The organism is Pseudomonas sp. PGPR40 (assembly GCF_022014505.1).
In the GTDB taxonomy this organism is placed as follows: domain Bacteria; phylum Pseudomonadota; class Gammaproteobacteria; order Pseudomonadales; family Pseudomonadaceae; genus Aquipseudomonas.
The window spans coordinates 102,262-127,086 of sequence record NZ_JAKLSP010000019.1 but is presented as its reverse complement, the minus strand read 5'-3'; the positions used below and the strand labels follow the sequence as shown (position 1 = coordinate 127,086).

The window sequence follows — 24,825 nt, the reverse complement described above, 5'->3', positions numbered from 1 at the left end:
GTGAAAATAATGAAAAAGTACTTCGCAGCATTCTCCGCTACCGCGCTGATCAGCATTGCGCCACATGCCTTGGCGGCGTCGAGCACTGACTTGACTGTCAGAGGCACCATCACGCCGTCGGCATGCACACCCAGCTTCCCCGGCGGGGGTGATGTCGACTTTGGTCAGATCCCGGCAAAGGACCTCAATCCTACCAGTTGGACGCGACTACCTTCGAACGTAAAGAAATTGAATGTGGCATGTGACGCACCAACAGCCTTCGCGTTACATACCGTCGATAACCGGCCTAACACAACTGCCCATTGGTATTTCGGAATGGGTTTGACTCCGGCAGGTGAAAAGCTGGGCTACTACATGCTCTGGATTCAGAACGTTGTCGCAGACGGAGATAGCGTAAGGGCAATTGTGTCGGAAAACCAAGGGGTAAGCTGGAGGCACAAGAATTATGCGAGTCCAAAAGATTATCTGTCGGTCAGCTCTGCAGCCGATACCGTTCCTCTAGTCGCGGAAAACGTTTCGATGGACGTGGAAATCAGATCCTGGATCGCTCGTACCGACGGCCTCACCTTGACCGACGACATTACCATCGACGGTTCCATGACATTTGAAATGAAGTACCTGTAAGGACATAAAGTTGAACCGCTCGCAACGCAGACCGTGCGGGCGGTTCAGTGACGACTGAAAAAACCTTCTTTCAAATACATGAGCCCCCAAGATGAAAAAACAGTTCGCAGCACTCACCGCCACCGCGCTGATCAGCGTTGCGCCTTACGCCGTTTCGGCGTTGAGCACTGAACTGACCGTCACGGGCCCACCAATCCATGAAAAGGATTTTCGCGAATGAATCGCCACTTCGCAGTACTCGTGACAACTTTGCTGAGCAGCGTCACACACAACGCCCTTGCCGCGTCGACAGTCGACCTGACAGTCAAAGGCATCATCACTCCTGTAGCCTGCATGCCGAGCCTCTCGAACAACGGCCTCGTCGATTACGGAAAAATTTCCCGACAGGAGTTGAGCGTCGACAAGCGAACACGATTGCGTGACCGGACGCTTGATCTGCGCATTCAATGCAATGCACCCGCACGTTTTGCATTGCGCATGCGCGACAACCGCGACGGCTCGGCCATCGTCAACAGCGAGATTTATTACGGCCTGAATATCGATGGCAGCGGCAATAAAATCGGCCTGTATTCACTGAACTTCGAGCCCGCCAGCACCGTAGTGGATGACTGGTCCCAAACCTTTCGAACCGATTCCACCACCGGCGGCGTGGCCTGGAGTTCTTCGAACAGCCGTTCCATTCCTATCGGCGCCAGAAGCTACTTGGGATTTACCGACGCTTCAGGTAGCAGCGCCGGCCCGATTGCCATTCAAAACCTGACGAGTCGGGTCACCCTTGAAACCGTCATCGCGCCCACCTCCGAGCTCGACCTGAGCACCGAGGTGCAACTAGACGGTTCGGCGATGCTGGATGTTGTTTATTTGTAGTCGTCATTCAGACCTTTCGCTGGCCACTTGAACGTACAGCGAACGCCCGGCGCCAAGACCGGCGAGGATCGCGCCCAGGCCAATCACGCCAAAAATCCAGCCCACGGCGCTCCAGCCGCCAGTCCAGTCATGCACGATGCCGACCGCGAATGGCCCCATGGAGGCCAGGGTGTAACCGAAGCCCTGGGCCATGCTCGACAGGTTGGCCGCGACATGAGCATCCCGCGAGCGCAGCACGATCAGGGTCAGCGCCAGGCTGAACGTGGCGCCCTGCCCCAACCCCAACACAATTGCCCAACCCCACAGGCCATCGATCGGTGCATAAAGGCAACCGAACAAACCGCCGAGGGTCATTGCCATGACGATCACGATCGCCAGTCGTTGATCTTTGCCGCGTGTCGCCAGCCAAGGGGCTGCCAGCGAGCTGATCAACTGGACAATCACCGAACCCGACAACACCAGACCGGCCTGGGTTGGCGTCAGACCACGGCCGATCAGAATCGACGGTAGCCAACCGAACACGATGTAGGCCAAAGACGATTGCAGGCCCATGTACAAGGTCACCTGCCAGGCCAGCGGATCACGCAACAGACCTCGGACCCGATAGGCAACATGATGCGCGCCGTGCTTCTGACCGACTTGCGGCAGCCAGAACATTGCCGCGACCAACGCTGGAACCATCCAGAAGCCGAGTCCAAGTGTCCAGCTGTTGTCGAAATGCTCGCTCAACGGCACCGTCGCGCCCGCCGCCATGGCGGCGCCCAGGCACAGGGCCATGGTGTAGACACCGGTCATGGTCCCGGCCTGTTTCGGGAAGTCGCGTTTGACAATGCCGGGCAACAATACGCCGATCACACCGATGCTGGCACCGGCCAGCACACTACCGGCGAACAGGCCAACTTCGCCGAACGAACTGCGCAAAATGATTCCACCGGCCAGCATCAGAAGAATCCCCAACACCACCCGCTCGGCACCAAAACGTCGCGCCAGCACCGGCGCCAAAGGCGCGAACAGGCCGAGGCAAAGTACCGGTAAGGTCGTCAGTAATCCGGCCTTAGCGGCCGACAACCCCAGTGTTTTCGAGATCTCGCTGAGCATCGGCGCCATGCTCGACAACGCCGGACGTAAATTCAGCGCCACCAGAATCAGGCCGAGTAACAACAACCATGGCCGCCGCAGAACGGGGTGAGTTTGCTGAACCTGTTCGTCATCGGCCTCGGCGTCGATCAACAGCTCTTCGAGCTCCGCCGTGCGCTTGCGCTCAATGATGCTGCTGTTGCTGGCCTGCTGGCTGGACATGGGGTTCTCGGTTTCAAGGTTCATTGATCAACTGCCTCGTCAAGGCTTTGGCCCGTTCCGGGTCACGTTGCTCGACGGCATCGAGCAGCTCGACATGAAGGTCGAACACTGATTGGCGTCGAGGTGAGATGTTCAGGGTCTGGCGCAAGTGGGCGCCGACGATGCTGGAGAAGTAGCGATACAGCTCGCTGAGTGTCGGGTTGTGCGCCGCGTCCACCAGCCGACGGTGAAACACCAGATCGCAGGCGATGTAGGTGTCGAGATCGCCGTGGTAGTGACTGCCGCTGACGCCTAGCGCCTCGCGCAATGCCACCAGGTCTTCATCGGTGCGGCGTAATGCGGCCAGACCAATGGCTTCGACTTCCAGAATGTGTCGGGTTTCCCGAGCCTGTTCCTGAGTGCAACGGGACAGCGCCTTCATGGTATCCAGCGGATCGACCACCGCACGCAGATAGCTGCCGTCGCCCTGACGAATCTCGATCAGCCCGGAAAACGCCAACACGCGCATGGCTTCGCGCACGGTATTGCGGCTGATGCCCAGCTCAGTCGCCAGTTCTGGCTCGGTGGGCAAGCGCTGGCCGACCGTCCAGATACCTTGATTGATGCGCAGGCGCAATTGATCCAGGGCCTGATCAACCAGGGATCGTTTAATTAATGGAGAAATGTCTGACATGGAATTCGCCCTTTCATCCAATCATAGGATGAATTTTCTGACATGTTAGTCAGCTTCATGTAGGACGGCAACCGCCTACGGTCAGAGAGAAGGGAATGGAGCGGAATTTTCGATTAGTCAAAATTACCCTTTAAGGGTAATTTTATGAATAGGGTTCACGGTTTCTTATGGAAAAGAACACACCCCATTACAACTTGTCGGTGATCAAGACGGATGTCAGGCGACTCGGAAGAAAAGCATTCACCAAGACCGCAGTAAAAACCGGCATGGATCTCGGCTTTAGCATCAGAGAGATGCAAGAGATCGTTTTCGAGTTGCAAAACAAGATGTTGTACAAATCGATGACCAGCCACGACGATCATCGAATCTGGCAGGACGTGTATCACATCAACTCACAAGATCTGGAGATTTACATCAAGGTGATGTACCGCCCTGCCGGTGGCCCACCGGTAATCTCTTTCAAGGAGAAAAACCCATGAAAACCCAGCAATGTTTCAGCTGCGGTGCACGTGAGGGAATGAGGCATTTCGAGGGGCGCGGCGAAACCCTGAGTGTCAAAGGCATGGAACGCCGTGTAGATGATCTTTCTGGCTGGGAATGCCAGCAGTGCGGGGAAGTCGAGTGGGACCCCGATAGTGCAGAGCGTTATGGGGAAGCAGGTGATGCGCTGGTCATTGCTGCCAGGCAAATGATCGGTGCAGAGATGAAGCGCATCCGCCGCAAATTGCACCTTACGCAAAAAGAAACGGTGCAACTGCTGTCAGGCGGCGGGCACAACGCGCTTTCACGGTACGAGCGCGGCGAAGTACTTGCGCCGAAGGCGTTGATGCTACTCATGCGCCTGCTGGATCGCTACCCGCATTTGCTCGCCGATGCGAAAGCCTTGGGCGAAGGGGCGGATTTGAGGGGGGGGTTCAAATATACCGAGCACAAGGAACATGAAACCCTCACCGTTTCCTGAGTCACAAAAAACAAACCCGGCACCAGGCCGGGTTTGTTTTGTGAACCTCATCTCCGTATCAATGCAGGATCTGGCTCAGGAACAGCTTGGTGCGCTCGTTCTGCGGGTTGTCGAAGAAGTCGTTAGGCGCGGCCTGTTCAACGATTTCACCTTTGTCCATGAAGATCACGCGGTTGGCCACGGTACGGGCGAAGCCCATTTCATGGGTCACGCAGAGCATGGTCATACCGTCTTCGGCCAGGCCGATCATGGTGTCCAGAACCTCTTTCACCATCTCTGGGTCGAGTGCCGAAGTCGGTTCGTCGAACAGCATGATTTTCGGTTTCATGCACAGGGCACGGGCAATCGCCACACGCTGTTGCTGGCCGCCGGACAGTTGCCCTGGGTATTTATGCGCCTGCTCCGGAATGCGTACGCGTTCCAGGTAATGCATGGCGATTTCCTCGGCCTTGCGCTTGGGCATCTTGCGCACCCACATCGGTGCCAGCGTGCAGTTCTGCAGGATGGTCAGGTGCGGGAACAGGTTGAAGTGCTGGAACACCATGCCGACTTCACGGCGGATCGCTTCGATCTGCTTGAGGTCGTTGGTCAGTTCCACGCCATCGACCACGATGCGACCCTGTTGGTGTTCTTCCAGACGATTGAGGCAACGGATGGTGGTGGATTTGCCGGAACCCGACGGGCCGCACAAAACGATACGCTCACCCTGCTTGACGTTCAGGTTGATGTCTTTCAACACGTGGAACTGGCCGTACCACTTGTTCACGCCCTGCATCTGAATAATGCCTTCAGGGCTCACAGGCTGTTTGATCGCTTCACTCATAAACTACGCTCCTAACGCTTGTGGCCAGTGTCCAGCTTACGTTCCAAATGCATGGAGTAGCGGGACATACCAAAACAGAAAATCCAGAACACCAGGGCCGCGAACACATAGCCTTCAGTGGCCATGCCCAACCATTTCGGGTCGGCGGCGGCTTGCTTGACGCTGTTGAGCAAGTCGAACAGGCCGATGATGATCACCAGGCTCGTGTCCTTGAACAGCGCAATGAAAGTGTTGACGATACCGGGAATTACCAGCTTCAGGGCTTGCGGCAAAATCACCAGGCCCATGCTGCGCCAGTAACCGAGGCCCATCGCCGCAGCCGCTTCGTACTGACCTTTGGGGATCGCTTGCAGACCGCCACGCACCACTTCGGCGATGTAGGCCGACTGGAACAGGATCACGCCGATCAGCGCCCGCAACAGTTTGTCGAAGTTCATACCTTCGGGCAGGAACAACGGCAACATCACCGAAGACATGAACAGCACCGTGATCAACGGCACGCCGCGCCAGAACTCGATAAAGGTCACGCAGACCACGCGAATCGCCGGCATGTTCGAACGCCGGCCCAGGGCCAGAACGATACCCAGTGGCAGTGCACCGACGATACCGACAGTCGCGATCACCAGGGTCAGCATCAGGCCGCCCCACTGGCTGGTCGGCACTTCGGTCAGACCAAACCAGCCACCGTGCAACAAGGTGTAGGAAATGATCGGATACAGTACCAGAAAGCTCAGCCCGTAGACCGCCTTGCGCGGGAAGCGCGAGATGAACAACGGCGCCACGCCGATCACCGCCAGCCACACGGTCAGGTCAACGCGCCAGCGCAAGTCCACCGGGTAGTAGCCATACATGAACTGGCCGAAGCGCTGCTGGATAAACACCCAGCAGGCGCCCTCCTTGGTGCAGTCGGCGCGGGTGGTACCGACCCAGTTGGCGTCTAGAATCGCCCAGCTCACGATAGGCGGAACTATCAGGTAAATCAGATAGAACGCGAACAGCGTCAGCAGGGTGTTGATCCAGCTGGAGAACATGTGCGCCCGCATCCACGCCACGATACCGATGCTGCTGCTCGGTGGTGGCATGTCGGGTTTGAAAGTATGAGTCGTCATGCGCTCTTCCTTACCGCTCGATCAGCGCAATGCGCTTGTTGTACCAGTTCATCAGCAGGGAAATGCTGATACTGATCGCCAGGTACACGCTCATGGTGATGGCAATCACTTCGATCGCCTGCCCGGTCTGGTTCAGCACCGTACCGGCAAACAGCGAGACCATTTCCGGATAACCGATACCGGCCGCCAGCGAGGAGTTCTTCGCCAGGTTCAGGTATTGGCTGGTCAGCGGCGGAATGATCACGCGCAGGGCTTGCGGGATGATCACCTTGCGCAGGGTCGGACCGTTGCGCAATCCCAACGAATGGGCTGCTTCGGTCTGGCCGTGGCTGACCGACTTGATGCCTGAACGCACGATCTCGGCGATAAACGCTGCGGTGTACACCGTCAGGGCCAGGGTCAGCGCCAGCAGTTCCGGGATCAGCACCCAGCCGCCTACAAAGTTGAAACCTTGCAGCTGTGGCATTTCCCAATGCAGCGGAGCGCCGAAGATCAAGGCGCACAGCGCCGGGATCACCAGGAACAGCGCCAGGCCGACCCAGAATTTGTGGAACGGTACACCGGTCGCTTCGAAACGCTTGTTGGCCCAGCGGCACATCAGAACGATCGCGACGATGGCCACGACGATGCTCGCCATAAACGGCCAGAATCCGTCTGCCGCCAACGCTGCCGGCATGTTGAGACCACGGCTGCTGACGAAGAAGGTATCGCCGAAGTTATGGCTGTTACGTGGCCCTGGCATGGTCAGGAACACCGCGAAGTACCAGAACAGGATTTGCAGCAGCGGCGGAATGTTACGGAAAACCTCCACATAAACTGTCGCCAGCTTGGCAATGATCCAGTTCTTCGACAGCCGTGCCACACCGACGATGAAACCGAGGATCGTCGCCAGGATCACACCGATAAAGGTGACCAGCAGGGTGTTGAGCAGGCCGATGACAAACACCCGGGCATAGCTGTCCGATTCGGTGTAGTCGATCAGGTGCTGAGCGATGCCGAAACCGGCGCTGCGCTCAAGAAAGTCGAAACCCGAGGTAATGCCCCGGTGCTGGAGGTTGGTTTGCGTGTTGTCGAACAGAAACCAGCCCAGCGAGACCACCGCGACAATCGTGATGATCTGAAATACCCACGCACGCACTCGTGGATCGCTGAGGCTGAGCCTCTGCTTTGGTGCGCCGATTGAATTTTGCATGAAGTGCCCCGGAAATAATGGAACAGAACATCACCCGGTGGTTGGCCCACCGGGTGATAGAACCATCAGCGCACTGGTGGTGCGTATTGAATGCCGCCAGCGTTCCACAAGGCGTTCAGCCCGCGGTCGATTTCCAGCGCAGTGCTCTTGCCAAGGTTCTTCTCGAACACTTCGCCGTAGTTACCCACTTGCTTGACGATTTGCACGACCCAGTCTTTCTTCACTTTCAGGTCTTTGCCGTATTCACCGTCAGTGCCCAGCATACGAGCCACGTCCGGGTTCTTGGTGGCTTTGGCTTCGGCTTCGACGTTCTTCGAAGTAATGCCTGCTTCTTCAGCGTTGAGCATGGCGTAGCCAGTCCAGCGCACGATAGCCAGCCACTCGTCGTCGCCGTTACGCACGACCGGGCCCAGCGGCTCCTTGGAAATGGTTTCCGGCAGAACCACGTAGTCCTTCGGCGAGGCCAGCTTGCTGCGCTGGGCGAACAGTTGGGACTTGTCGGAGGTCAGTACGTCGCAACGACCGGATTCCAGCGACTTGGCGCTTTCATCGGAGGTGTCGAAGGTGATCGGGGTGTATTTCAGACCGTTGCCGCGGAAGTAGTCGGAAACGTTCAGTTCGGTGGTGGTACCGGCCTGGATGCAGATGGTCGCGCCATCCAGCTCTTTGGCGCTCTTGACGCCCAGCTTGTTGTTTACCAGGAAGCCGATGCCGTCGTAGTAAGTGATGAAGCCCGGGAATTTCAGACCCATGCCTGCGTCACGGGAGCTGGTCATGGTGGTGTTGCGCGACAGGATGTCGATTTCACCGGACTGCAGCGCGGTGAAGCGCTCTTTGGCGTTCAACTGGCTGAATTTGACCTTGGTCGCATCACCGAAAACGGCAGCGGCTACAGCACGGCAGAAATCAGCGTCGATACCGACGATCTTGCCAGTGGAGTCCGGAACCGAGAAACCCGGCAAACCGTCACTTACACCGCACTGTACAAAACCTTTCTTTTGCACTGCATCCAGGGTTGCACCCGCCTGAGCGAACCCACTGACACCGAGCACTGCGGCTGCAGTCACGACGGCCAGGGTGGATTTCAACATCTTCATTCAAACCTCCAGTTTTGCTCTTGTTGTGTCGGAGCTTGAGCCCTGTCGCACCCTTATGAGGCGTAATTGACCCTTGTTGGCTTTTTTTAGGGTCAACCGACGCAGGACCGTCGCTATGAGTCTAGTAGGAGAAAAATCCAATCATGGATTACTCACATCTCACCAATCGGCCGAACGGGCGGTAGCCCTTTCACGTTCGCGAAGCCCGTAGCGGCCATTGGCGAACATCCATCACCGGATTCTTTGCTATCCCACGACCAGCCTTACACTGATAGTGTTACCGCCAGGCATGAGATTAGTTGCACCGCTTTCCCCATAGCAAAGCCCGTACCAGACCGCTCGCTAAAGCGATTAAGCGACAGGTCAATAGCAAAACTTTCAGCCTTGCGACATCTTCTTAACTGATCAACCAGACGCGCACTCAAAGCTCGCACTTAAATGAGAACGCACGCACACATATGGAGCACCCATGACCGAGCCCTTGATTCTGCAACCCGTCAAGCCCGCAGACGCCTGCGTAATCTGGCTGCACGGGCTGGGCGCCGACCGCTACGATTTCCTGCCGGTGGCTGAAGCGCTGCAGGAAATCCTGTTGACCACCCGCTTCGTTTTGCCCCAGGCACCGACCCGCGCCGTCACCATTAATGGTGGCTACGAAATGCCAAGCTGGTACGACATATTGGCCATGAGCCCGGCACGCGCGATCAACCGTGAGCAGCTGGAAGCGTCCGCGCAACGGGTTATTGAGCTTATCGAAGAGCAGAAGACCAGCGGAATAGACGCCTCGCGCATCTTTCTCGCCGGGTTTTCCCAAGGTGGCGCCGTGGTATTGCACACGGCTTTTCTGAAATGGCAGGGACCGCTGGGAGGCGTACTTGCGCTCTCGACTTATGCGCCGACCTTCAGCGATGAACTGGAGCTTTCCGCCAGCCAGCAACGCATTCCGGTGCTGTCATTGCACGGCCAGTACGATGACGTGGTTCAAAACTCCATGGGCCGGACCGCCTACGAGTATTTAAAGCAACATGGTGTCACCGTGACATGGCAGGAATACCCAATGGGCCACGAAGTGTTACCCGAAGAAATTCGTGACATCGGCGTGTGGCTCGCCGAGCGTTTGCGCTAAAAGCTGCCCATTGATCCATCCCACTACGCCGCGCCCGATTCTTGCATTACACTGCCCGGCGTATATTCCTTAACCAATTGATGAGATGACCGTGCTCAAAGCACTCAAGAAAATGTTCGGTAAAAGCGAGACTGAGCAACTCGCGCCAGTCTCCAGCGCTCCTTCTCATACTCCCAGCCACCGCACCGACGGTAATCAGCCTGGCCGGACCGCAACCGTAGCGGTACCGAAGCATGAGCCGGTGACCACACCGACCGCCCCCGCAGCCCCGGCCATCGCCTCTGAGCAGCCGCGCAGCGAAGCCCCGAAACCGGCAAAACCGCGTCGCGAACCAAAGCCAAAAGCGCCGGTTATTCCCTGGAAGCTCGAAGACTTCGTGGTCGAACCCCAGGAAGGCAAAACCCGCTTCCACGATTTCAAACTCGCCCCCGAACTGATGCACGCCATTCAGGACCTGGGCTTTCCGTATTGCACGCCGATCCAGGCGCAGGTGCTCGGCTTCACCCTCGCGGGCAAAGACGCCATCGGTCGCGCCCAGACCGGCACCGGCAAAACCGCCGCGTTCCTGATCTCGATCATCACTCAGCTGCTGCAAACCCCGCCGCCCAAAGAGCGCTACATGGGTGAGCCGCGGGCACTGATCATCGCCCCGACCCGGGAACTGGTGGTGCAGATCGCCAAAGACGCGGCCGACCTGACCAAGTACACCGGCCTCAACGTCATGACGTTTGTTGGCGGCATGGATTTCGACAAGCAACTCAAGCACCTCGAAGCCCGTCACTGCGACATCCTCGTGGCCACGCCGGGCCGTTTGCTCGACTTCAACCAGCGCGGCGATGTCCACCTGGACATGGTCGAAGTCATGGTGCTGGACGAAGCCGACCGGATGCTCGACATGGGTTTCATCCCACAAGTGCGTCAGATCATTCGCCAGACTCCGCCGAAGAACGAGCGCCAGACGCTGTTGTTCTCCGCGACCTTCACCGACGACGTGATGAACCTGGCCAAACAATGGACCACCGACCCGTCGATCGTCGAGATCGAAGCGCAGAACGTGGCCAGCGAAAACGTCGAGCAACACATCTACGCGGTGGCCGGTGCCGACAAATACAAACTGCTCTATAACCTGGTCAACGATAACGGCTGGGAACGGGTAATGGTCTTCGCCAACCGCAAGGACGAAGTGCGGCGCATCGAAGAACGCCTGGTACGCGACGGCGTCAACGCGGCGCAACTGTCTGGCGATGTGCCGCAGCACAAGCGCATCAAGACGCTGGAAGGTTTCCGCGAAGGCAAGATCCGAGTGCTGGTGGCCACCGATGTTGCCGGTCGCGGCATTCACATCGACGGTATCAGCCACGTGATCAACTTCACCTTGCCGGAAGTCCCGGACGACTACGTGCACCGCATCGGTCGTACTGGCCGTGCCGGCGCGGATGGCGTGTCCATCAGCTTTGCCGGTGAAGATGATTCCTACCAGCTACCGTCTATCGAGGCGTTGCTGGGTCGCAAGATCAGTTGTGAAACACCACCGACACATCTGCTGCGGGCGGTTGAGCGCAAGCGCCCATAACGCGGGCCTTTCAGAAAAAGGCGCAGCCGGAAACGGACTGCGCTTTTTTTTCGTCCGGCTTTTTTCAACAGGCGCTTGCTCGAGACAACTAAAAGTCCATAATGGACAAATTAGTTTACTTTCAGCGCCCGGAGCCGACCATGCCCAGCACGCCTTACGTGATTACCCAACCCCAGGCCCGCGAACTGCTGGCGCAAGTCAACGTGCCGCAGATCCTGCGCAAACTGTTCCGCGACCTGGCCGTCGGGCAAGCCGTGCAACCGGCGCAACAGCTGGTGGAGTTTCCGAAGGGGGCCGGGGACTTCATCAACTACCTGGGCGTGCTGGTCGAAGACGGGGTATACGGGGTCAAGACGTCGCCTTATATCGTGCGCGAGCAAGGCCCGCTGGTGACCGCCTGGACATTGCTGATGTCGATGCAGACCGGCCAGCCGCTGCTGCTCTGCGATGCCGGTGAGTTGACCACGGCACGCACCGCCGCGACGACGGCGGTGGCAGTCGATGCCCTCGCGCCGTTGAAGGCCCAACGTCTGGCGATCATCGGCAGCGGCAAGGTGGCCCAGGCGCACCTGCACTACGCCAAGGGTCTGCGGGACTGGCAAAGCATCAACCTTTATTCGCCGAGCCTGAATGGCAAGAACCTCGAAGCGCTGGCACAGCTTAAAAGCCTCGATCCACGCCTGACCCTTTCCGACAATTGCGAAGCCGCAATTCAGGACGCCGATGTGATCATGCTCTGCACCTCGTCCGCCGTTCCGGTGATCGACCCGTCAAGTCTAAGCAAACCGGCGCTGATCACCTCCATCAGCACCAATGCCCCACGCGCCCATGAAGTGCCGCCGAAGAGCCTCAATGACATGCAGGTGTTCTGCGACTATCGTCAGACCACCCCTGGTTCGGCCGGCGAAATGTTGATTGCCGGTGAGCAGCATGGCTGGAACAAGCGTTCAATTGTCGGCGACCTGCCCGACTTGCTCAGCGAAAGAATCCAGCGCCCAGACTATGACCGACATGTGTTCTTCCGTTCCATCGGCCTGGGCCTGGAAGACATTGCACTGGCCAATGCCCTTTACCAACTACAGCGCTAACACCGCAAATCTGTAGGAGCGAGGCTTGCCCGCGAAGGCGGTATATCAGTAAACATATATTGAGACTGACACATCGCCTTCGCGGGCAAGCCTCGCTCCTACAGGGGAATTCCACAATTTCGGCATTTGCGCCCTCATAGGAGACATTCATGAGCCAGGCAGACTTCATCATCATCGGCGGCGGGATTGCCGGCGCTTCCACCGGTTTCTGGCTGTCGCAGCACGGGCAGGTGATTGTGCTCGAACGTGAATCCCATCCGGCCTATCACTCCACCGGACGCTCGGCCGCGCTGTTCACCGCCGCCTATGGCACGCCGCAGGTTCGGGCATTGACCCAGGCCAGCCGCGACTTCTTCGATGCGCCGCCGCCCGGTTTCTGCGAACACCCACTGCTGACCCCGCGTGGCGAGATGACTGTCGACTTCACCGGTGACCCGGCCGAACTGAACAACCAATACCTGAGCGCCAAAGCCACGGTGCCGGAAATGCAATTGCTCAGCGCCAGCGAAGCCTGTGCGCGCCTGCCGATCCTGCGTCGGGAAAAAGTCCATGGCGCAATTTATGATCCAACCGCCAGCGACATCGATACCGACGCCCTGCATCAGGGCTATCTGCGCGGTATCCGACGCAATAAAGGCGAGGTCCATACCGATAGCGAGGTACTGAGCCTGAGCCGTGATGCCGAAGGGCAATGGCAGGTTCAAACCAACACCCAGACCTTCAGCGCCCCGATCATTATCAACGCCGCCGGTGCCTGGGCCGACAAGATTGGCGAGCTGGCCGGCGCCCGACCGCTGGGCTTGCAACCCAAGCGCCGCGCAGCTTTTATCTTCGCCGGCCCCGACGGCCTGGACATCCATGACTGGCCAATGCTGGTCAGCCTCGATGAATCCTTCTATATGAAACCCGACGCCGGCATGTTCCTCGGCTCACCGGCCAACGCCGACCCGGTAGAACCGCACGATGTGCAGCCCGAAGAGCTGGACATCGCCATGGGCATCTATCAGATCGAAGAAGCCACCACCCTGACCATCCGCCGCCCGACCCGCACCTGGGCCGGCCTGCGCAGTTTCGTGCGTGACGGGGATTTGCTGTCCGGCTTCGATCAGCAGGTGCCGGGGCTGTTCTGGGTCGCTGCGCAAGGCGGCTATGGCATCCAGACGTCGCCAGCCATGGGCCAGGCCAGCGCTGCACTGGTACGCGGCGAAGCCTTGCCGGAGCAGCTCATCCGTTTCGGCCTGGACGCCGAGATGCTCTCCCCCGCCCGCCTGGGTTGATCCTGATCCTGCCTCTCAGGTGACGTGTCCACACGATTGCGGCAAACTTCCAGCGTCCCTTTTTTAACGGGGCGCTGACGCTGCCTGGAGTTCCACTGTATGAACGCACCTGAAAAAGACTCGGCCCTGGACGCTACGTCCATGGACAACTTCCGCGCGATTGCCGATGCGATCGCCACGTTGTTCTTCCCTCACGCCGAGGTGGTGCTGCACGACCTGCGCACGCAGAAAGTCGATTACATCGCCAACAACCTGTCCAAACGGGAAATCGGCGACGACTCCTCGCTGGAAGACATGCTCAGCGAAGACGTCACTGAACGAAACATCGGGCCGTACGAAAAGCTCAACTGGGATGGCCAGAAGATTCGCAGTCTCAGCACTGTCCTGCGAGACAACGAAGGTCGTCCGCTGGCGGTGCTGTGCATCAACCTGAATATCTCGCTGTTCGAAAACGCGAAAGCGGCGCTGGATTTGTTCCTGTCGCCGACCAAGCTGATTCCGCAACCGGACTCACTGTTTCGTGATGACTGGCAGGAACGGATCAATACTTTTCTGCACGCCTGGCTACGCGAGCGTCAGTTGAGCCTGAACGTGCTGACCCGCGACCACAAACGCGAACTGGTGCTGGCGCTGCACGCCGAAGGCGCCTTCAAAGGCAAAAGCGCCTCCAACTATGTGGCCAATGTGCTGAACATGGGGCGGGCGACGGTGTACAAGCATTTGAAAGAATTGAAGGGTTGAGCCCTGAGATGTGTACAGCCTGATAGGGCCCCTTCGCGAGCAAGCCCGCTCCCACATTAGTTGATCGAGTTCTTCCTGAAGAAATGCGATCGAATGTGGGAGCGGGCTTGCTCGCGAAGGCGATTTATCAATCGCCGTAGATATCCGACTTGAAATACTTCTGCGAAATCTTCTGATACTCGCCATTGGCGCGAATCTCGTCGATCGCCTTGTTCAGATCCGCCACCAACTGCGCGTTGCCCTTGCGCACGGCAATCCCGGCGCCCTCACCCACGTATTTCGGATCCTTCAACTCCGGCCCGACAAACGCGTAGCCTTTGCCACGCGGCATCGACAGGAAGTCATTCAATGGAATGGTGTCGGCAAAAATCGCATCGAGGCGACCGGCTGCCAGATCCATGTAGATTTCTTCGTTGTTGGCGTAGCGCTTGACGTTGACGCCCATCGGTTCGAAAACCTCGGCAGCAAAACGGTCGGTGGTGGTTGCGCGCTGCACGCCGACATTCTTGCCCTTGAGGCTGGCGTATTGGTCATCCACTACGGCGCCGTCCTTCATCACCAGACGCGATGAAGTGAAGTAATACTTGTGAGTGAAATCCACCGATTTCTTACGGTCTTCATTGATGGTCATGGACGACAGCGCCATGTCGATTTTCTTTACTTTCAAAGAAGGAATCAGACCGTCGAACTCGCCCTCGACCCACTCACACTTGACCTTCATCTGCGCGCACAAGGCATTGCCGATGTCGTAGTCGAAACCGACTATTTTGCCTTCCTGGGTTTTGGAAGCGAACGGCGGATAAGCCGCTTCGATACCGATGCGCAGATTTTTCTCGGCGGCGAACACGCTACTGCACGCCAACAGGCTCAGGGCCAGACCGGTGATGAGGGGGAATTTCTTCATATTCGTTCTCTCGCGGGTTGTTGTTGGTTTGGCAAGACAGAAGAAAAAACTAAAACAGAATGCACGCTTTTTTGTACTTAGAATTCCATACTGGACTTTTACGTATTATCCGTCAATCGGGCAGACAGTCTCATACTTGGCCTCTGGTCGGGTGCTAGCCAAATGCAAAAAAGGCCGGGTCGGTGCTTCGCAAATAAACGAAACACCAACCCGGCCTCAGGAACCGCCCAAACAGTTATTCCAGTGCCGCAGCCGGCCCAAAGAACTCGTAACGGCTTTGCTTCTCCGGCACACCCAAGGCCTTGAGGTGACGCTTGATCGCCGCCATGAAGCCTTTAGGCCCCAGGAAGTACGCATCCAGATCGCGCTGTTCCGGCATCCACTCGCCGAGTTGCTCCTGGCTCAACAGACCAACCTTGTCCGCCGCCGGACTGACGCCATCGTCTTCGTCGTAGCAATAGAAACGCTTGAGCTGCGGATGACGCTCGGCCAGGCCGTCGATCCAGTCACGGAAAGCATGCACGCTACCGTTGCGCGCGCAGTGGATAAAGTGCACCGGCCGCTCGGTCGCCAGCGCCGCTTCGAGCATCGCCAGCGTCGGGGTGATGCCGACGCCGCCACTGATCAGCACCAGCGGCTTGTCGCTGGCGGTCAGGGTGAAGTCGCCCGCTGGCGGGAACAGCAGGATGCTCGCGCCGACGTGCAGTTGATCGTGCAAATGGTTGGAGGCGCGGCCACCGGTTTCGCGCTTGACGCTGATGCGGTACTGGCCCTTGTTAGCCAGCGCCGACAGCGAATAGTTACGTCGAATTTCTTCACCCTCGAGGATCAGTTTCATGCCGATGTACTGGCCAGGCTCTGCCGCGAGAATCGGGCCCTTGTCCGCCGGTTCGAAGTAGAACGAGGTGATTTCCGCGCTTTCCTCGACCTTGGCCGCCACGATGAATTCCCGCGCACCACGCCAGCCGCCCGGCGCCTGCTCTTTCTGGTCGTAGATGCTGGCTTCGGCGCCGATCAGGATCTCGGCCAATTGACCGTAGGCTGCGCCCCACGCACTCATCACCTCAGGCGTGGCAATCTCTTCGCCCAGTACTTCGGAGATCGCTCGCAATAGACAGCTACCCACGATCGGGTAATGTTCCGGAAGGATTTGCAGGGCCACGTGCTTGTTGATGATCTTGGCCACCAGGTCGCCCAACTGATCGAGCTGGTCGATGTGCCGCGCATACATCAATACACCATTGGCCAAGGCGCGCGGCTGATCGCCGCTGGCCTGGTGGGCCTGGTTGAACAGCGGGCGGACTTCTGGATATTCGGAGAGCATCATGCGGTAGAAGTGAGTGATCAACGCTTCGCCGCCACTTTCCAGCAACGGCACGGTGGACTTGACGATGGCACGATCTTGAACGCTAAGCATTAAGAGCAACTCCTGGGCTTTATATGAATAACTTTTACATATCAGTTTCCATGCCAATAATTAAATCCTTATAAATCAACATGTTAAAGACATGGTAGTCATATCGACACATGACGCCTTATAGTCTTACCGACTACACGGAGTCATTATGACTGCAAAATTACTGCTCACGACCCTGCTGCCCCTGGTCTCCGACCTGTCCCGCGAATTGCCCGAAGGCGAGCGCTACCGACGCCTGCTCGAAGCCATGCGCGCCCTGCTCCCTTGCGACGCCGCGGCCCTGCTGCGACTCGATGGCGAATGGCTGGTGCCGCTGGCCGTGGACGGGTTGAGCACCGACACCCTCGGCCGACGCTTCAAGGTCAGCGAACACCCGCGCTTCGACGCGCTGCTCAGCAGTCCCGGTCCGACTCGCTTTGCCGCCGACAGTGATTTGCCCGATCCTTATGACGGCTTGATCGATGGTCTTCACGATCACCTGGAAGTCCACGACTGCATGGGCTGCCCGCTGTTTATCGACGAGCGTCCGTGGGGCTTGCTGACCCTCGACGCCCTAGCCCCTGAACGTTTCGAACCGATCGAACTGGACGCCCTGCAAGCCTTCGCCAGCCTCGCCGCCGCCACGGTCAACGCCGCCGAGCGCATCGAACGCTTGGCCAATCGCGCTGAAGACGAACATCAGCGCGCCGAGGTTTACCGTCAGGCCAGCGGCCAACAGAACCGCGAAATGATTGGCCAGAGCAAAGCTCACAAACGACTGATGGAAGAGATCGGCCTGGTGGGCGGCAGCGACCTGACGGTGCTGATCACCGGCGAAACCGGGGTCGGCAAAGAGCTGGTGGCCCAAGCCATCCACGCGGCGTCCCCACGGGCCGACAAACCGATCATCAGCCTCAATTGCGCCGCCCTGCCGGACACCCTGGTGGAGAGCGAATTGTTTGGCCATGTGCGTGGTGCTTTCACCGGCGCAACGAATGATCGGCGCGGCAAGTTCGAACTGGCCAATGGCGGCACGCTGTTTCTCGATGAAGTGGGCGAGCTGTCGCTGACGGTGCAGGCCAAATTATTGCGGGTGCTACAGAGTGGGCAATTGCAACGCCTGGGTTCGGACAAGGAACATCAGGTCGACGTGCGATTGATCGCAGCGACCAACCGTGACCTGGCCGAGGAAGTGCGCAGCGGCCGCTACCGCGCCGACTTCTATCATCGCCTGAGCGTTTACCCGCTGCTGGTGCCCGCACTGCGCGATCGCGGTCGGGACGTGCTGCTGCTCAGCGGCTACTTCCTGGAACAAAACCGCTCACGCATGGGCCTCAACAGCCTGCGCCTGACCAGCGATGCGCAAGCGGCCTTGTTGGCGTATGACTGGCCGGGGAATGTGCGGGAGCTGGAGCACTTGATTGGCCGTAGCGCGTTGAAGGCGCTGGGTAACTGCAAACAACGACCGAAGATTCTCAGTTTGAGTGCAGCGGATCTGGACTTGCCCAATGGCAGCGTTGAACCCACTCCGGAACCGGTGGTTGCTGCGCCGGTGGCAGCGTTGGTTTCAGGGGATTTGCGTGAAGCCACCGAGCATTATCAGCGACAACTGATCAGTGCTTGCCTGGAACGGCACCAGAACAACTGGGCCAGCGCGGCGCGGGAGCTGGGTCTGGATCGGGCGAACCTTGGGCGAATGGCCAAGCGGTTGGGCATGAAATAGTCTCACCGGGATAAAGTCGTACCCTTGTGGCGAGGGAGCTTGCTCCCGCTTTTTCCAGAGTAGAACCTCATTGCTGGCTTCACGACCGCTTCGCGGCCGAACGGGAGCAAGCTCCCTCGCCACAGGGGATCACCGCTTGGCTGGCAATGGGCATTTCCCCTAAAGCCTGCCTCCGACAAGTCGATAACCCGGCATCGATAGCTGTTGGCGATCGTCACAATCGCCCATCACCTTTTTTCACAGAAGGTTTTTATGTCTTCCAACAAAGCCCGCGCAGATTCACTTTCGCTTCTGCTGTTCACCTTGCGCAGCGGCAAGCTAATGGCGATCAACCTGCTGAAAGTCAGCGAAATCATCCCCTGCCCGCCGCTGACCAAGCTGCCGGAGTCGCACCCCCACGTCAAAGGCATCGCCACCCTGCGCGGCGCGTCGTTGTCAGTGATCGACCTGAGCCGCGCCATCGGCGAGCGGCCGCTGGAAGACCCGAACGGTGGTTGCCTGATCGTCACCGACGTCAGCCGTTCCAAGCAGGGGCTGCACGTGCAGGCAGTGAGCAAAATCGTCCATTGCCTGACCACTGACATCCGTCCACCGCCCTTCGGCTCCGGCGGTTTGCGTTCGTACATCACCGGCGTGACCTCGGTCGACGGCACGCTGGTACAGGTGCTGGACATTGAAAAGGTCATCCATGGCATCGCGCCGGCGCAGATCGAAACGGCCCCCACCGAATTGAGCATGGAAGACGCCGAAGTACTCGGCAACGCGCGAATTCTGGTGGTCGATGACAGCCAGGTCGCCCTGCAACAATCGGTGCACACCCTGCGCAACCTCGGCCTGCAATGCCACACCGCTCGCAGCGCCAAGGAAGCCATCGACTGCCTGCTGGAGCTGCAAGGCACCGCTCAGCAAATCAACCTCATCGTCTCGGACATCGAAATGTCGGAAATGGACGGCTATGCCCTCACTCGCACATTGCGCGAAACGCCGGACTTCGCGCACATCTATGTGTTGTTGCATACGTCGCTGGACAGCGCGATGAACAGTGAGAAGGCTCGACTGGCCGGGGCCAACGCGGTGCTGACCAAATTCTCCTCGCCGGAACTGACCAAATGCCTGATCGCGGCGGCCAAGGCCGTCGCCGAACAAGGTCACTGAGTGTGGCCGAGAACTTTTGTTTTCTGATGCGGCGCAACCTCGCTGAGGATGTGCCGCCTTTCACTTGGCCAAATGGCATTGAGTTGACCGAGTACCGTCCCGAACTGGCCGAAGCCGTTCATCACTTGATGGAGCTGGGGTATCTGGAAGGTAGCGGTCGCGTACCGGCGCTGGAAGTCTGGCAACAGCGTTTCGAAACCGATCCTGAATACGATCCGTCCCTGTGCTTCGTCGCCCTGGATGCCGAAGGTGTCATCGGCGTCGCCCAATGCTGGACCAGCGCTTACATCAAGAGCCTGGTGGTGCATCCGCGCGCTCGAGGCCTCGGACTTGGCCGCGCGCTGCTGCTACATGCTTTCAACGTGTTTCAGCAACGCCGGGAAGGGTTTGTGGATTTGAAGGTACTGGAAAACAATCTTCGGGCGCAGCGCTTGTATGAAAGTGCCGGGATGTATGTGGTCCGTCGGGAGCCGGTTCCAATCTGACATCGCTTTCGCGGGCAAGCCTCGCTCCTACAGTCGATTTTTGTCGTACACCGAATCTGTGAACGACGATGAACCACTGTGGGAGCGGCGGTGCGGCGATCCGATTTGCTCGCGAAGACGACAGATCAGGCACCGCCGTCTATGGCAGAAGATCAACGATCAGCGCTTACCCATCGAACGACGAGTGCCAGGAGGCGCTGCACCCGGGGTCTTGGTGTGACCATTCTTGGCGCCGTTCTTGTACCAAGGCTGGCTGGCATTTTTCGCCGCGGCCAATTCACCCGGTTTGAACGGAAACTTGAACGCTGGAATCGCCGCTTTGGTTTCGCTGTCTGCGCTGGAGTCGACGCTGTCTGGCAGGTCTGCCTGGTCGTCGCTCAAAGCGTCGGCAACCGGCGGTTGTGTCGGGGAAGTCATGAAAGCTCCGGGTGATGCTCAAAGAGTCGGGCCCGTTAGGCGAGCCACGAAAGGCGGCAGTATACCTGTGTCGGGAGCCGCAAGCTGCAGTTGCTCAGTCGGGTTTTGCGTTAAGACACCGAACCCTGTAGGAGCGAGCTTGCTCGCGAAAACGGCGGTACAGTCAACATTGATGTCACCTGATATACCGCTTTCGCGAGCAAGCTCGCTCCTACAGGGTTGCGCTTAACTGACTGGCATTGGGGCACAGTGCCTCATCGTCGTTCACGGATTCCGTATACGACATAGATCCACCGGGCGCACATAAAAAAGGCGATCCATTCGGATCGCCTTTTTTATTACTTCACCACTTTCAAACTGGGTCGACCGCTGGGGCGCGGCGGCTCGCCGTCGGGTGGTGGAACATCATCATCCGGCTCGATCTCGTCCTCGTCTTCCAGAGGCGAGTCCATATCGAACACCATGCCCTGACCATTCTCCCGAGCATAAATGCCCAGGATCGATGCGATAGGCACATACAGCGTATGTGGAACGCCACCGAAGCGCCCTTCGAAACTGACGGCCTCGTTGTCCATGTGCAGATGACGCACGGCTGCCGGGGAAACGTTCAGGACAATCTGTCCGTCACTGGCAAAACCCTGAGGCACCTGCACCGATGGATACTCGGAATTGACCAGCATGTGCGGGGTGCAATCGTTGTCCACAATCCACTCGTAGAGCGCGCGGACCAGATAAGGTCGACTGGAGTTCATAGCGGCTCCTTAAGCCTTAGCGCATATCGCGTTCGACACCAGACAGACTCGCCTGGAATGCCTCACGCGCAAACGAGCGCTCCATATAATCAAGCAGCGGCTTGGCAGGCCGCGGCAGTTCAATACCCAGAATCGGCAATCGCCAGAGTATTGGCAATAGGCAGCAATCCACCAGACTTTGTTCCTCGCTGAGGAAAAATGGCTTGTCGGCGAACAACGGCGAAACACCGGTCAGGCTTTCGCGCAGCTCTTTACGAGCCACGACACGGGCTGCTTCCTTGGTCCGCGAATCCAGGATCAGATCCACCAGGCCACACCAGTCACGCTGAATACGATGAATCAGCAAACGACTGTTGGCACGTGCCACAGGATAAACCGGCAGCAATGGCGGGTGCGGGTAACGCTCATCCAGATACTCCATCACCACAGTCGACTCCCACAACGCCAAGTCACGATCGACCAGGGTGGGCAGGCTTCCGTAAGGGTTCACCTCAATCAGTTTAGGCGGCTGGCGACCAGCTTCCACGTAAATGATCTCGGCGCTGACACCCTTCTCTGCAAGTACGATACGCACTCGGTGGGAATAGTGGTCGGCGGGGTCGGAGTAACAGGCCAACCGATTGGTCACGCCCATGGCGGTCCTCCTCGCTTGTTGAAATTATCGGAAACGGAAAAACACGCGCGCCCAGAGGGCGCCTCCCGTAACGCCTGGATCACCAGACTCGTTACACCTTCAGAGACGCCCTTGGGCGCGCGCGATTAACAGCAATGGCTTACCGCTTTATCAATGGACGTCTTTCCAGTATTCACGCTTGAGCAAGTAAGCGAATACGAAGAAGAACGCCAGGTACAGCAACACATAGGTACCGATGCGCTGATGCTGCAGCTTCACCGGGTTGGCCGAGTAGGCCAGGAAGGTCACCAGATTCTTGACCTTCTCGTCGAACTGCTCTTCGTTCAGCGTGCCGGTTTTCGGCAATACAGTCAGTTGATCGCAGGCTTCATGCGTCAAAGCCGTGCCGGTCAGCGGATCGAATTGCTTCTTGCCATCTTCGACGACTTGAACTTGTTTACAGCCTACCACCTGACGACCCTGCAAGCCGACCAGAACGTTAGGCATGCCGACGTTCGGGAACACCTTGTTGTTCACGCCCCAAGGACGCGATGGGTCTTCGTAGAACGAACGCAGATAGCCGTAGAGCCAGTCTGTGCCACGAACACGAGCCACCAGCGTCAGGTCGGGCGGCGCCGCACCGAACCAGGTCTTGGCGTCCGCCGGTTGCATGCCGATGTTCATGTGATCGCCGATCTTGGCGCCAGTGAACACCAGCTTCTCGAGCATCAGCTCATGAGGAATGCCCAGGTCATCGGCGACACGCTCGTAGCGCTGGAACTTGGCGCTGTGGCAGCCCATGCAATAGTTGGCGAACGTACGCGCGCCATCCTGCATGGCAGCCTTGTCGGAAACGTCGATGTCGACCTTTTCCAACTCAGGAGCACCCGCTGTCGACGCGAACGAAAACACAGGCATTGCCGCAAGAATCAGTACAGCAAATAGCTTTTTCATCAGCCAGTCACCCTTTCCGGAACCGGTTTGGTCTTCTCGAGCCTGGTGTAGAACGGCATCAGAATGAAGTAGGCGAAGTACAGGAACGTACATACCTGCGACAGCAACGTACGGCCTGGCGTTGGAGCCAGAACACCCAACACACCCAGGATCACGAACGAGATGCAGAACACCCAGAGCCAGATCTTGCTCAGCCAGCCTTTATAGCGCATCGACTTGACCGGGCTGCGGTCCAGCCATGGCAAGACGAACAGCACAGCAATGGCCGCACCCATGGCGATAACGCCCAGGAGCTTGTCTGGAACCGCCCGCAGAATCGCGTAGAACGGTGTGAAGTACCAGACCGGAGCGATGTGCTCAGGGGTCTTGAAGGCGTTCGCCACTTCAAAGTTCGGCTTCTCGAGGAAGTAGCCGCCCATTTCCGGGAAGAAGAACACGATCGAGCAGAAGATAAACAGGAACACCACCACGCCGACGATATCTTTCACGGTGTAGTACGGGTGGAAGGCAATGCCGTCCAGCGGTATGCCGTTTTCGTCTTTGTGCTTCTTGATGTCGACGCCATCCGGATTGTTCGAACCGACTTCATGCAGCGCCAGAATATGCACCACTACCAGACCGAGGATCACGATCGGCAGGGCAACCACATGCAAGGCAAAGAAGCGGTTCAGGGTAATACCGGAAATCAGGTAGTCACCACGAATCCACTGAGTCAGGTCGTTACCGATGACCGGGATCGCACCGAACAGCGAGATGATCACCTGGGCACCCCAGTAGGACATCTGGCCCCACGGCAGCAGATAACCCATGAAGGCTTCAGCCATCAGCGCCAGATAGATCAGCATGCCGAACACCCACACCAGCTCACGCGGCTTCTGGTACGAACCATAAAGCAGGCCACGGAACATATGCAGGTAAACGACGATGAAGAACATCGAAGCACCGACTGCGTGCAACATTCGCAGGATCGAGCCGTGCTCGACGTCGCGCATGATGTATTCGACGGAAGCAAAGGCTTCTTCCGCCGACGGGGTGTAGCTCATGGTCAGCCAGACACCGGTAACGATCTGGTTGACCAGAACGAGCAAGGCCAGGGAGCCAAAGAAATAGAAGAAGTTGAAGTTCTTCGGGGCGTAGTACTTGCTGAGATGGTCTTCCCACATTTTGGTTGCGGGGAAGCGCGCATCAACCCAATCCATGAACTTGCTCATCACGCTTTCTCCGTATCGACGCCAATGACAATGATGTCATCGGTCTCATAGGAATGCGGGGGAACTGGCAGGTTCAAAGGCGCGGGTTGCGACTTGTAGACGCGGCCAGCCAAATCGTAGTGGGAGCCGTGGCAAGGGCAGAAATAACCACCTACCCAGTCCTTGCCCAAGTCGGCAGGTGCCACTTCAGGGCGGAAGGTCGGTGAGCAACCCAAGTGAGTGCAGATACCGATCAGCAGCAGAACTTCTGGCTTGATCGAACGCGTTTCCGGGTCGACATAGGTCGGTTGCGTCGAGCTCTTGGAGGTGGGGTCAGACAGTTGACCCTCGATCTTTTTCAGATTCCCCAGGATTTCCTCGGTACGGCGGACAATGAACACCGGCTGGCCGCGCCACTCAGCAATCATTTGCTGACCTGGCTCGATTTTGCTGACATTCACTTTCACCGGTGCACCTGCAGCTTTCGCCTTGGCACTGGGAAACCATGACCCCACGAACGGGACCGCAGCCCCCACCGCTCCTGCAGCACCCACCACGGATGTGGCTGCTACCAAGAAGCGACGCCGGCCTGCATTCACGCCGTCATTGCTCATTCAGTCCTCTCCCATCAGCTTTGTGGCCTGTTAAATCAGGCGTCTACTAAGTAAAAATCTGAACTTATAAAAATTTTGCCGAATGGTAATGAAAAGCCCCAATTCTGACAAGGTAATTACCGAGGGGCTACATTGCCAAGCCTTGCAGTATAGGGCCTCTGCGGATGTGGCA

27 protein-coding genes are annotated in these 24,825 nt (G+C 58.0%); 13 read left to right on the top strand and 14 right to left on the bottom strand.

Features of this window, described 5'->3' with window-relative positions:
• The first annotated feature begins 9 nt into the window (after positions 1-9).
• The 3 genes from MEB48_RS17565 to MEB48_RS17560 all read left to right on the top strand — a co-directional run bounded on the left by MEB48_RS17565 (position 10) and on the right by MEB48_RS17560 (position 1,491).
• Entirely contained in the window at positions 10-624 is a 615-nt protein-coding gene (locus tag MEB48_RS17565; protein ID WP_237885309.1) for a DUF1120 domain-containing protein, read from the top strand.
• A 91-nt stretch (positions 625-715) separates the two neighbouring features.
• Positions 716-844 (top strand): hypothetical protein, encoded by a 129-nt coding sequence (locus MEB48_RS29140; protein WP_269137524.1) that lies wholly within the window; start codon positions 716-718, stop codon positions 842-844.
• Positions 841-1,491, top strand: coding sequence for a DUF1120 domain-containing protein (locus tag MEB48_RS17560; protein ID WP_237885308.1), 651 nt, complete (start codon positions 841-843; stop codon positions 1,489-1,491). Before MEB48_RS29140 ends, MEB48_RS17560 begins: the two co-directional genes overlap by 4 nt.
• Positions 1,492-1,494: 3 nt before the next feature.
• Here MEB48_RS17560 and MEB48_RS17555 read toward each other — a convergent pair whose 3' ends face one another.
• Together MEB48_RS17555 and MEB48_RS17550 are read right to left on the bottom strand one after the other, a co-directional pair.
• Positions 1,495-2,814 (bottom strand): CynX/NimT family MFS transporter, encoded by a 1,320-nt coding sequence (locus MEB48_RS17555; RefSeq protein ID WP_237885307.1) that lies wholly within the window; start codon positions 2,812-2,814, stop codon positions 1,495-1,497.
• A complete protein-coding gene (locus MEB48_RS17550) occupies positions 2,804-3,463 on the bottom strand; it encodes a FadR/GntR family transcriptional regulator (protein ID WP_237885306.1) in 660 nt (219 codons plus the stop codon). The genes MEB48_RS17555 and MEB48_RS17550 overlap by 11 nt, the downstream gene beginning before the upstream one ends.
• A 167-nt stretch (positions 3,464-3,630) precedes the next feature.
• On the opposite strand from MEB48_RS17550, the gene MEB48_RS17545 reads away from it, so the two are divergent.
• Together MEB48_RS17545 and MEB48_RS17540 are read left to right on the top strand one after the other, a co-directional pair.
• Positions 3,631-3,942 carry a type II toxin-antitoxin system MqsR family toxin gene (locus MEB48_RS17545; protein WP_237885305.1) on the top strand — a complete coding sequence of 104 codons (312 nt, stop codon included), beginning with the start codon at positions 3,631-3,633 and terminating at the stop codon, positions 3,940-3,942.
• Entirely contained in the window at positions 3,939-4,424 is a 486-nt protein-coding gene (locus tag MEB48_RS17540) for a type II toxin-antitoxin system MqsA family antitoxin (protein WP_237885304.1), read from the top strand. Before MEB48_RS17545 ends, MEB48_RS17540 begins: the two co-directional genes overlap by 4 nt.
• A 58-nt stretch (positions 4,425-4,482) precedes the next feature.
• Here the strand turns inward: MEB48_RS17540 and MEB48_RS17535 are convergent, their stop codons facing one another.
• The 4 genes from MEB48_RS17535 to MEB48_RS17520 form a co-directional block, all read right to left on the bottom strand.
• On the bottom strand, positions 4,483-5,247 hold the full coding sequence (locus MEB48_RS17535; RefSeq protein ID WP_008053474.1) for an amino acid ABC transporter ATP-binding protein: 765 nt from the start codon (positions 5,245-5,247) through the stop codon (positions 4,483-4,485).
• A gap of 11 nt (positions 5,248-5,258) precedes the next feature.
• Positions 5,259-6,356, bottom strand: a complete 1,098-nt coding sequence (locus MEB48_RS17530; RefSeq protein ID WP_237885303.1) for an amino acid ABC transporter permease — start codon at positions 6,354-6,356, stop codon at positions 5,259-5,261.
• Positions 6,357-6,366: 10 nt separating this feature from the next.
• Positions 6,367-7,548, bottom strand: a complete 1,182-nt coding sequence (locus MEB48_RS17525) for an amino acid ABC transporter permease (RefSeq protein WP_237885302.1) — start codon at positions 7,546-7,548, stop codon at positions 6,367-6,369.
• 65 nt (positions 7,549-7,613) lie between these two features.
• On the bottom strand, positions 7,614-8,645 hold the full coding sequence (locus MEB48_RS17520; protein WP_095051224.1) for an amino acid ABC transporter substrate-binding protein: 1,032 nt from the start codon (positions 8,643-8,645) through the stop codon (positions 7,614-7,616).
• A gap of 469 nt (positions 8,646-9,114) precedes the next feature.
• Between MEB48_RS17520 and MEB48_RS17515 the strand changes: the two genes are divergently transcribed.
• From MEB48_RS17515 to MEB48_RS17495, 5 genes are all read left to right on the top strand, one after another.
• Positions 9,115-9,771: an alpha/beta hydrolase gene (locus MEB48_RS17515; protein ID WP_237885301.1), complete on the top strand. Its 657-nt coding sequence runs from the start codon at positions 9,115-9,117 to the stop codon at positions 9,769-9,771.
• Positions 9,772-9,856: 85 nt separating this feature from the next.
• On the top strand, positions 9,857-11,344 hold the full coding sequence (rhlB, locus tag MEB48_RS17510; protein WP_237885300.1) for an ATP-dependent RNA helicase RhlB: 1,488 nt from the start codon (positions 9,857-9,859) through the stop codon (positions 11,342-11,344).
• Between the two features lie 140 nt (positions 11,345-11,484).
• Positions 11,485-12,432 (top strand): ornithine cyclodeaminase family protein, encoded by a 948-nt coding sequence (locus tag MEB48_RS17505; RefSeq protein ID WP_237885326.1) that lies wholly within the window; start codon positions 11,485-11,487, stop codon positions 12,430-12,432.
• A 149-nt stretch (positions 12,433-12,581) separates the two neighbouring features.
• Positions 12,582-13,709: an NAD(P)/FAD-dependent oxidoreductase gene (locus tag MEB48_RS17500; protein ID WP_237885299.1), complete on the top strand. Its 1,128-nt coding sequence runs from the start codon at positions 12,582-12,584 to the stop codon at positions 13,707-13,709.
• A 99-nt stretch (positions 13,710-13,808) separates the two neighbouring features.
• Complete coding sequence (locus MEB48_RS17495) at positions 13,809-14,450, top strand: helix-turn-helix transcriptional regulator (RefSeq protein ID WP_237885298.1); 642 nt, start codon at positions 13,809-13,811, stop codon at positions 14,448-14,450.
• A 127-nt stretch (positions 14,451-14,577) separates the two neighbouring features.
• On the opposite strand, the gene MEB48_RS17490 is transcribed toward MEB48_RS17495, so the two are convergent.
• On the bottom strand, positions 14,578-15,354 hold the full coding sequence (locus tag MEB48_RS17490) for an ABC transporter substrate-binding protein (RefSeq protein WP_237885297.1): 777 nt from the start codon (positions 15,352-15,354) through the stop codon (positions 14,578-14,580).
• A gap of 235 nt (positions 15,355-15,589) precedes the next feature.
• Positions 15,590-16,771: an NO-inducible flavohemoprotein gene (hmpA, locus tag MEB48_RS17485; RefSeq protein WP_237885296.1), complete on the bottom strand. Its 1,182-nt coding sequence runs from the start codon at positions 16,769-16,771 to the stop codon at positions 15,590-15,592.
• Between the two features lie 148 nt (positions 16,772-16,919).
• Between hmpA and norR the strand changes: the two genes are divergently transcribed.
• The 3 genes from norR to MEB48_RS17470 all read left to right on the top strand — a co-directional run bounded on the left by norR (position 16,920) and on the right by MEB48_RS17470 (position 20,113).
• Positions 16,920-18,473 carry a nitric oxide reductase transcriptional regulator NorR gene (gene norR, locus MEB48_RS17480; protein ID WP_237885295.1) on the top strand — a complete coding sequence of 518 codons (1,554 nt, stop codon included), beginning with the start codon at positions 16,920-16,922 and terminating at the stop codon, positions 18,471-18,473.
• Between the two features lie 252 nt (positions 18,474-18,725).
• Positions 18,726-19,628: a chemotaxis protein CheV gene (locus MEB48_RS17475; protein WP_237885294.1), complete on the top strand. Its 903-nt coding sequence runs from the start codon at positions 18,726-18,728 to the stop codon at positions 19,626-19,628.
• A 26-nt stretch (positions 19,629-19,654) separates the two neighbouring features.
• Positions 19,655-20,113 carry a GNAT family N-acetyltransferase gene (locus MEB48_RS17470; RefSeq protein ID WP_237885325.1) on the top strand — a complete coding sequence of 153 codons (459 nt, stop codon included), beginning with the start codon at positions 19,655-19,657 and terminating at the stop codon, positions 20,111-20,113.
• Between the two features lie 159 nt (positions 20,114-20,272).
• Here the strand turns inward: MEB48_RS17470 and MEB48_RS17465 are convergent, their stop codons facing one another.
• The 6 genes from MEB48_RS17465 to petA form a co-directional block, all read right to left on the bottom strand.
• On the bottom strand, positions 20,273-20,530 hold the full coding sequence (locus MEB48_RS17465; protein ID WP_007905458.1) for a hypothetical protein: 258 nt from the start codon (positions 20,528-20,530) through the stop codon (positions 20,273-20,275).
• A gap of 338 nt (positions 20,531-20,868) precedes the next feature.
• Entirely contained in the window at positions 20,869-21,282 is a 414-nt protein-coding gene (locus tag MEB48_RS17460; protein WP_237885293.1) for a ClpXP protease specificity-enhancing factor, read from the bottom strand.
• Positions 21,283-21,298: 16 nt separating this feature from the next.
• Positions 21,299-21,916, bottom strand: coding sequence for a glutathione S-transferase N-terminal domain-containing protein (locus tag MEB48_RS17455; protein ID WP_007905304.1), 618 nt, complete (start codon positions 21,914-21,916; stop codon positions 21,299-21,301).
• A 150-nt stretch (positions 21,917-22,066) separates the two neighbouring features.
• Positions 22,067-22,849 (bottom strand): cytochrome c1, encoded by a 783-nt coding sequence (locus MEB48_RS17450; RefSeq protein ID WP_237885292.1) that lies wholly within the window; start codon positions 22,847-22,849, stop codon positions 22,067-22,069.
• Positions 22,849-24,060, bottom strand: coding sequence for a cytochrome b (locus MEB48_RS17445; RefSeq protein WP_052966295.1), 1,212 nt, complete (start codon positions 24,058-24,060; stop codon positions 22,849-22,851). Before MEB48_RS17445 ends, MEB48_RS17450 begins: the two co-directional genes overlap by 1 nt.
• Complete coding sequence (petA, locus tag MEB48_RS17440; protein WP_030129765.1) at positions 24,060-24,653, bottom strand: ubiquinol-cytochrome c reductase iron-sulfur subunit; 594 nt, start codon at positions 24,651-24,653, stop codon at positions 24,060-24,062. The genes MEB48_RS17445 and petA overlap by 1 nt, the downstream gene beginning before the upstream one ends.
• Positions 24,654-24,825: the final 172 nt, after the last annotated feature.

Excerpts from the sequence above, each read along its gene's own strand:
- MEB48_RS17465 (WP_007905458.1), bottom strand. The coding sequence starts at position 20,530 with ATGACTTCCCCGACACAACCGCCGGTTGCCGACGCTTTGAGCGACGAC.
- MEB48_RS17550 (WP_237885306.1), bottom strand. The coding sequence starts at position 3,463 with ATGTCAGACATTTCTCCATTAATTAAACGATCCCTGGTTGATCAGGCC.
- MEB48_RS17475 (WP_237885294.1), top strand. The coding sequence starts at position 18,726 with ATGTCTTCCAACAAAGCCCGCGCAGATTCACTTTCGCTTCTGCTGTTC.
- MEB48_RS17445 (WP_052966295.1), bottom strand. The coding sequence starts at position 24,060 with ATGAGCAAGTTCATGGATTGGGTTGATGCGCGCTTCCCCGCAACCAAA.
- MEB48_RS17495 (WP_237885298.1), top strand. The coding sequence starts at position 13,809 with ATGAACGCACCTGAAAAAGACTCGGCCCTGGACGCTACGTCCATGGAC.
- MEB48_RS17450 (WP_237885292.1), bottom strand. The coding sequence starts at position 22,849 with ATGAAAAAGCTATTTGCTGTACTGATTCTTGCGGCAATGCCTGTGTTT.
- norR (WP_237885295.1), top strand. The coding sequence starts at position 16,920 with ATGACTGCAAAATTACTGCTCACGACCCTGCTGCCCCTGGTCTCCGAC.
- MEB48_RS17535 (WP_008053474.1), bottom strand. The coding sequence starts at position 5,247 with ATGAGTGAAGCGATCAAACAGCCTGTGAGCCCTGAAGGCATTATTCAG.
- MEB48_RS17455 (WP_007905304.1), bottom strand. The coding sequence starts at position 21,916 with ATGGGCGTGACCAATCGGTTGGCCTGTTACTCCGACCCCGCCGACCAC.
- MEB48_RS17545 (WP_237885305.1), top strand. The coding sequence starts at position 3,631 with ATGGAAAAGAACACACCCCATTACAACTTGTCGGTGATCAAGACGGAT.
- hmpA (WP_237885296.1), bottom strand. The coding sequence starts at position 16,771 with ATGCTTAGCGTTCAAGATCGTGCCATCGTCAAGTCCACCGTGCCGTTG.
- petA (WP_030129765.1), bottom strand. The coding sequence starts at position 24,653 with ATGAGCAATGACGGCGTGAATGCAGGCCGGCGTCGCTTCTTGGTAGCA.
- MEB48_RS17530 (WP_237885303.1), bottom strand. The coding sequence starts at position 6,356 with ATGACGACTCATACTTTCAAACCCGACATGCCACCACCGAGCAGCAGC.
- rhlB (WP_237885300.1), top strand. The coding sequence starts at position 9,857 with ATGACCGTGCTCAAAGCACTCAAGAAAATGTTCGGTAAAAGCGAGACT.
- MEB48_RS17525 (WP_237885302.1), bottom strand. The coding sequence starts at position 7,548 with ATGCAAAATTCAATCGGCGCACCAAAGCAGAGGCTCAGCCTCAGCGAT.
- MEB48_RS17500 (WP_237885299.1), top strand. The coding sequence starts at position 12,582 with ATGAGCCAGGCAGACTTCATCATCATCGGCGGCGGGATTGCCGGCGCT.
- MEB48_RS17515 (WP_237885301.1), top strand. The coding sequence starts at position 9,115 with ATGACCGAGCCCTTGATTCTGCAACCCGTCAAGCCCGCAGACGCCTGC.
- MEB48_RS17560 (WP_237885308.1), top strand. The coding sequence starts at position 841 with ATGAATCGCCACTTCGCAGTACTCGTGACAACTTTGCTGAGCAGCGTC.
- MEB48_RS17460 (WP_237885293.1), bottom strand. The coding sequence starts at position 21,282 with ATGAACTCCAGTCGACCTTATCTGGTCCGCGCGCTCTACGAGTGGATT.
- MEB48_RS17490 (WP_237885297.1), bottom strand. The coding sequence starts at position 15,354 with ATGAAGAAATTCCCCCTCATCACCGGTCTGGCCCTGAGCCTGTTGGCG.
- MEB48_RS17470 (WP_237885325.1), top strand. The coding sequence starts at position 19,655 with ATGCGGCGCAACCTCGCTGAGGATGTGCCGCCTTTCACTTGGCCAAAT.
- MEB48_RS17540 (WP_237885304.1), top strand. The coding sequence starts at position 3,939 with ATGAAAACCCAGCAATGTTTCAGCTGCGGTGCACGTGAGGGAATGAGG.
- MEB48_RS17505 (WP_237885326.1), top strand. The coding sequence starts at position 11,485 with ATGCCCAGCACGCCTTACGTGATTACCCAACCCCAGGCCCGCGAACTG.
- MEB48_RS17555 (WP_237885307.1), bottom strand. The coding sequence starts at position 2,814 with ATGAACCTTGAAACCGAGAACCCCATGTCCAGCCAGCAGGCCAGCAAC.
- MEB48_RS17520 (WP_095051224.1), bottom strand. The coding sequence starts at position 8,645 with ATGAAGATGTTGAAATCCACCCTGGCCGTCGTGACTGCAGCCGCAGTG.
- MEB48_RS17565 (WP_237885309.1), top strand. The coding sequence starts at position 10 with ATGAAAAAGTACTTCGCAGCATTCTCCGCTACCGCGCTGATCAGCATT.
- MEB48_RS29140 (WP_269137524.1), top strand. The coding sequence starts at position 716 with ATGAAAAAACAGTTCGCAGCACTCACCGCCACCGCGCTGATCAGCGTT.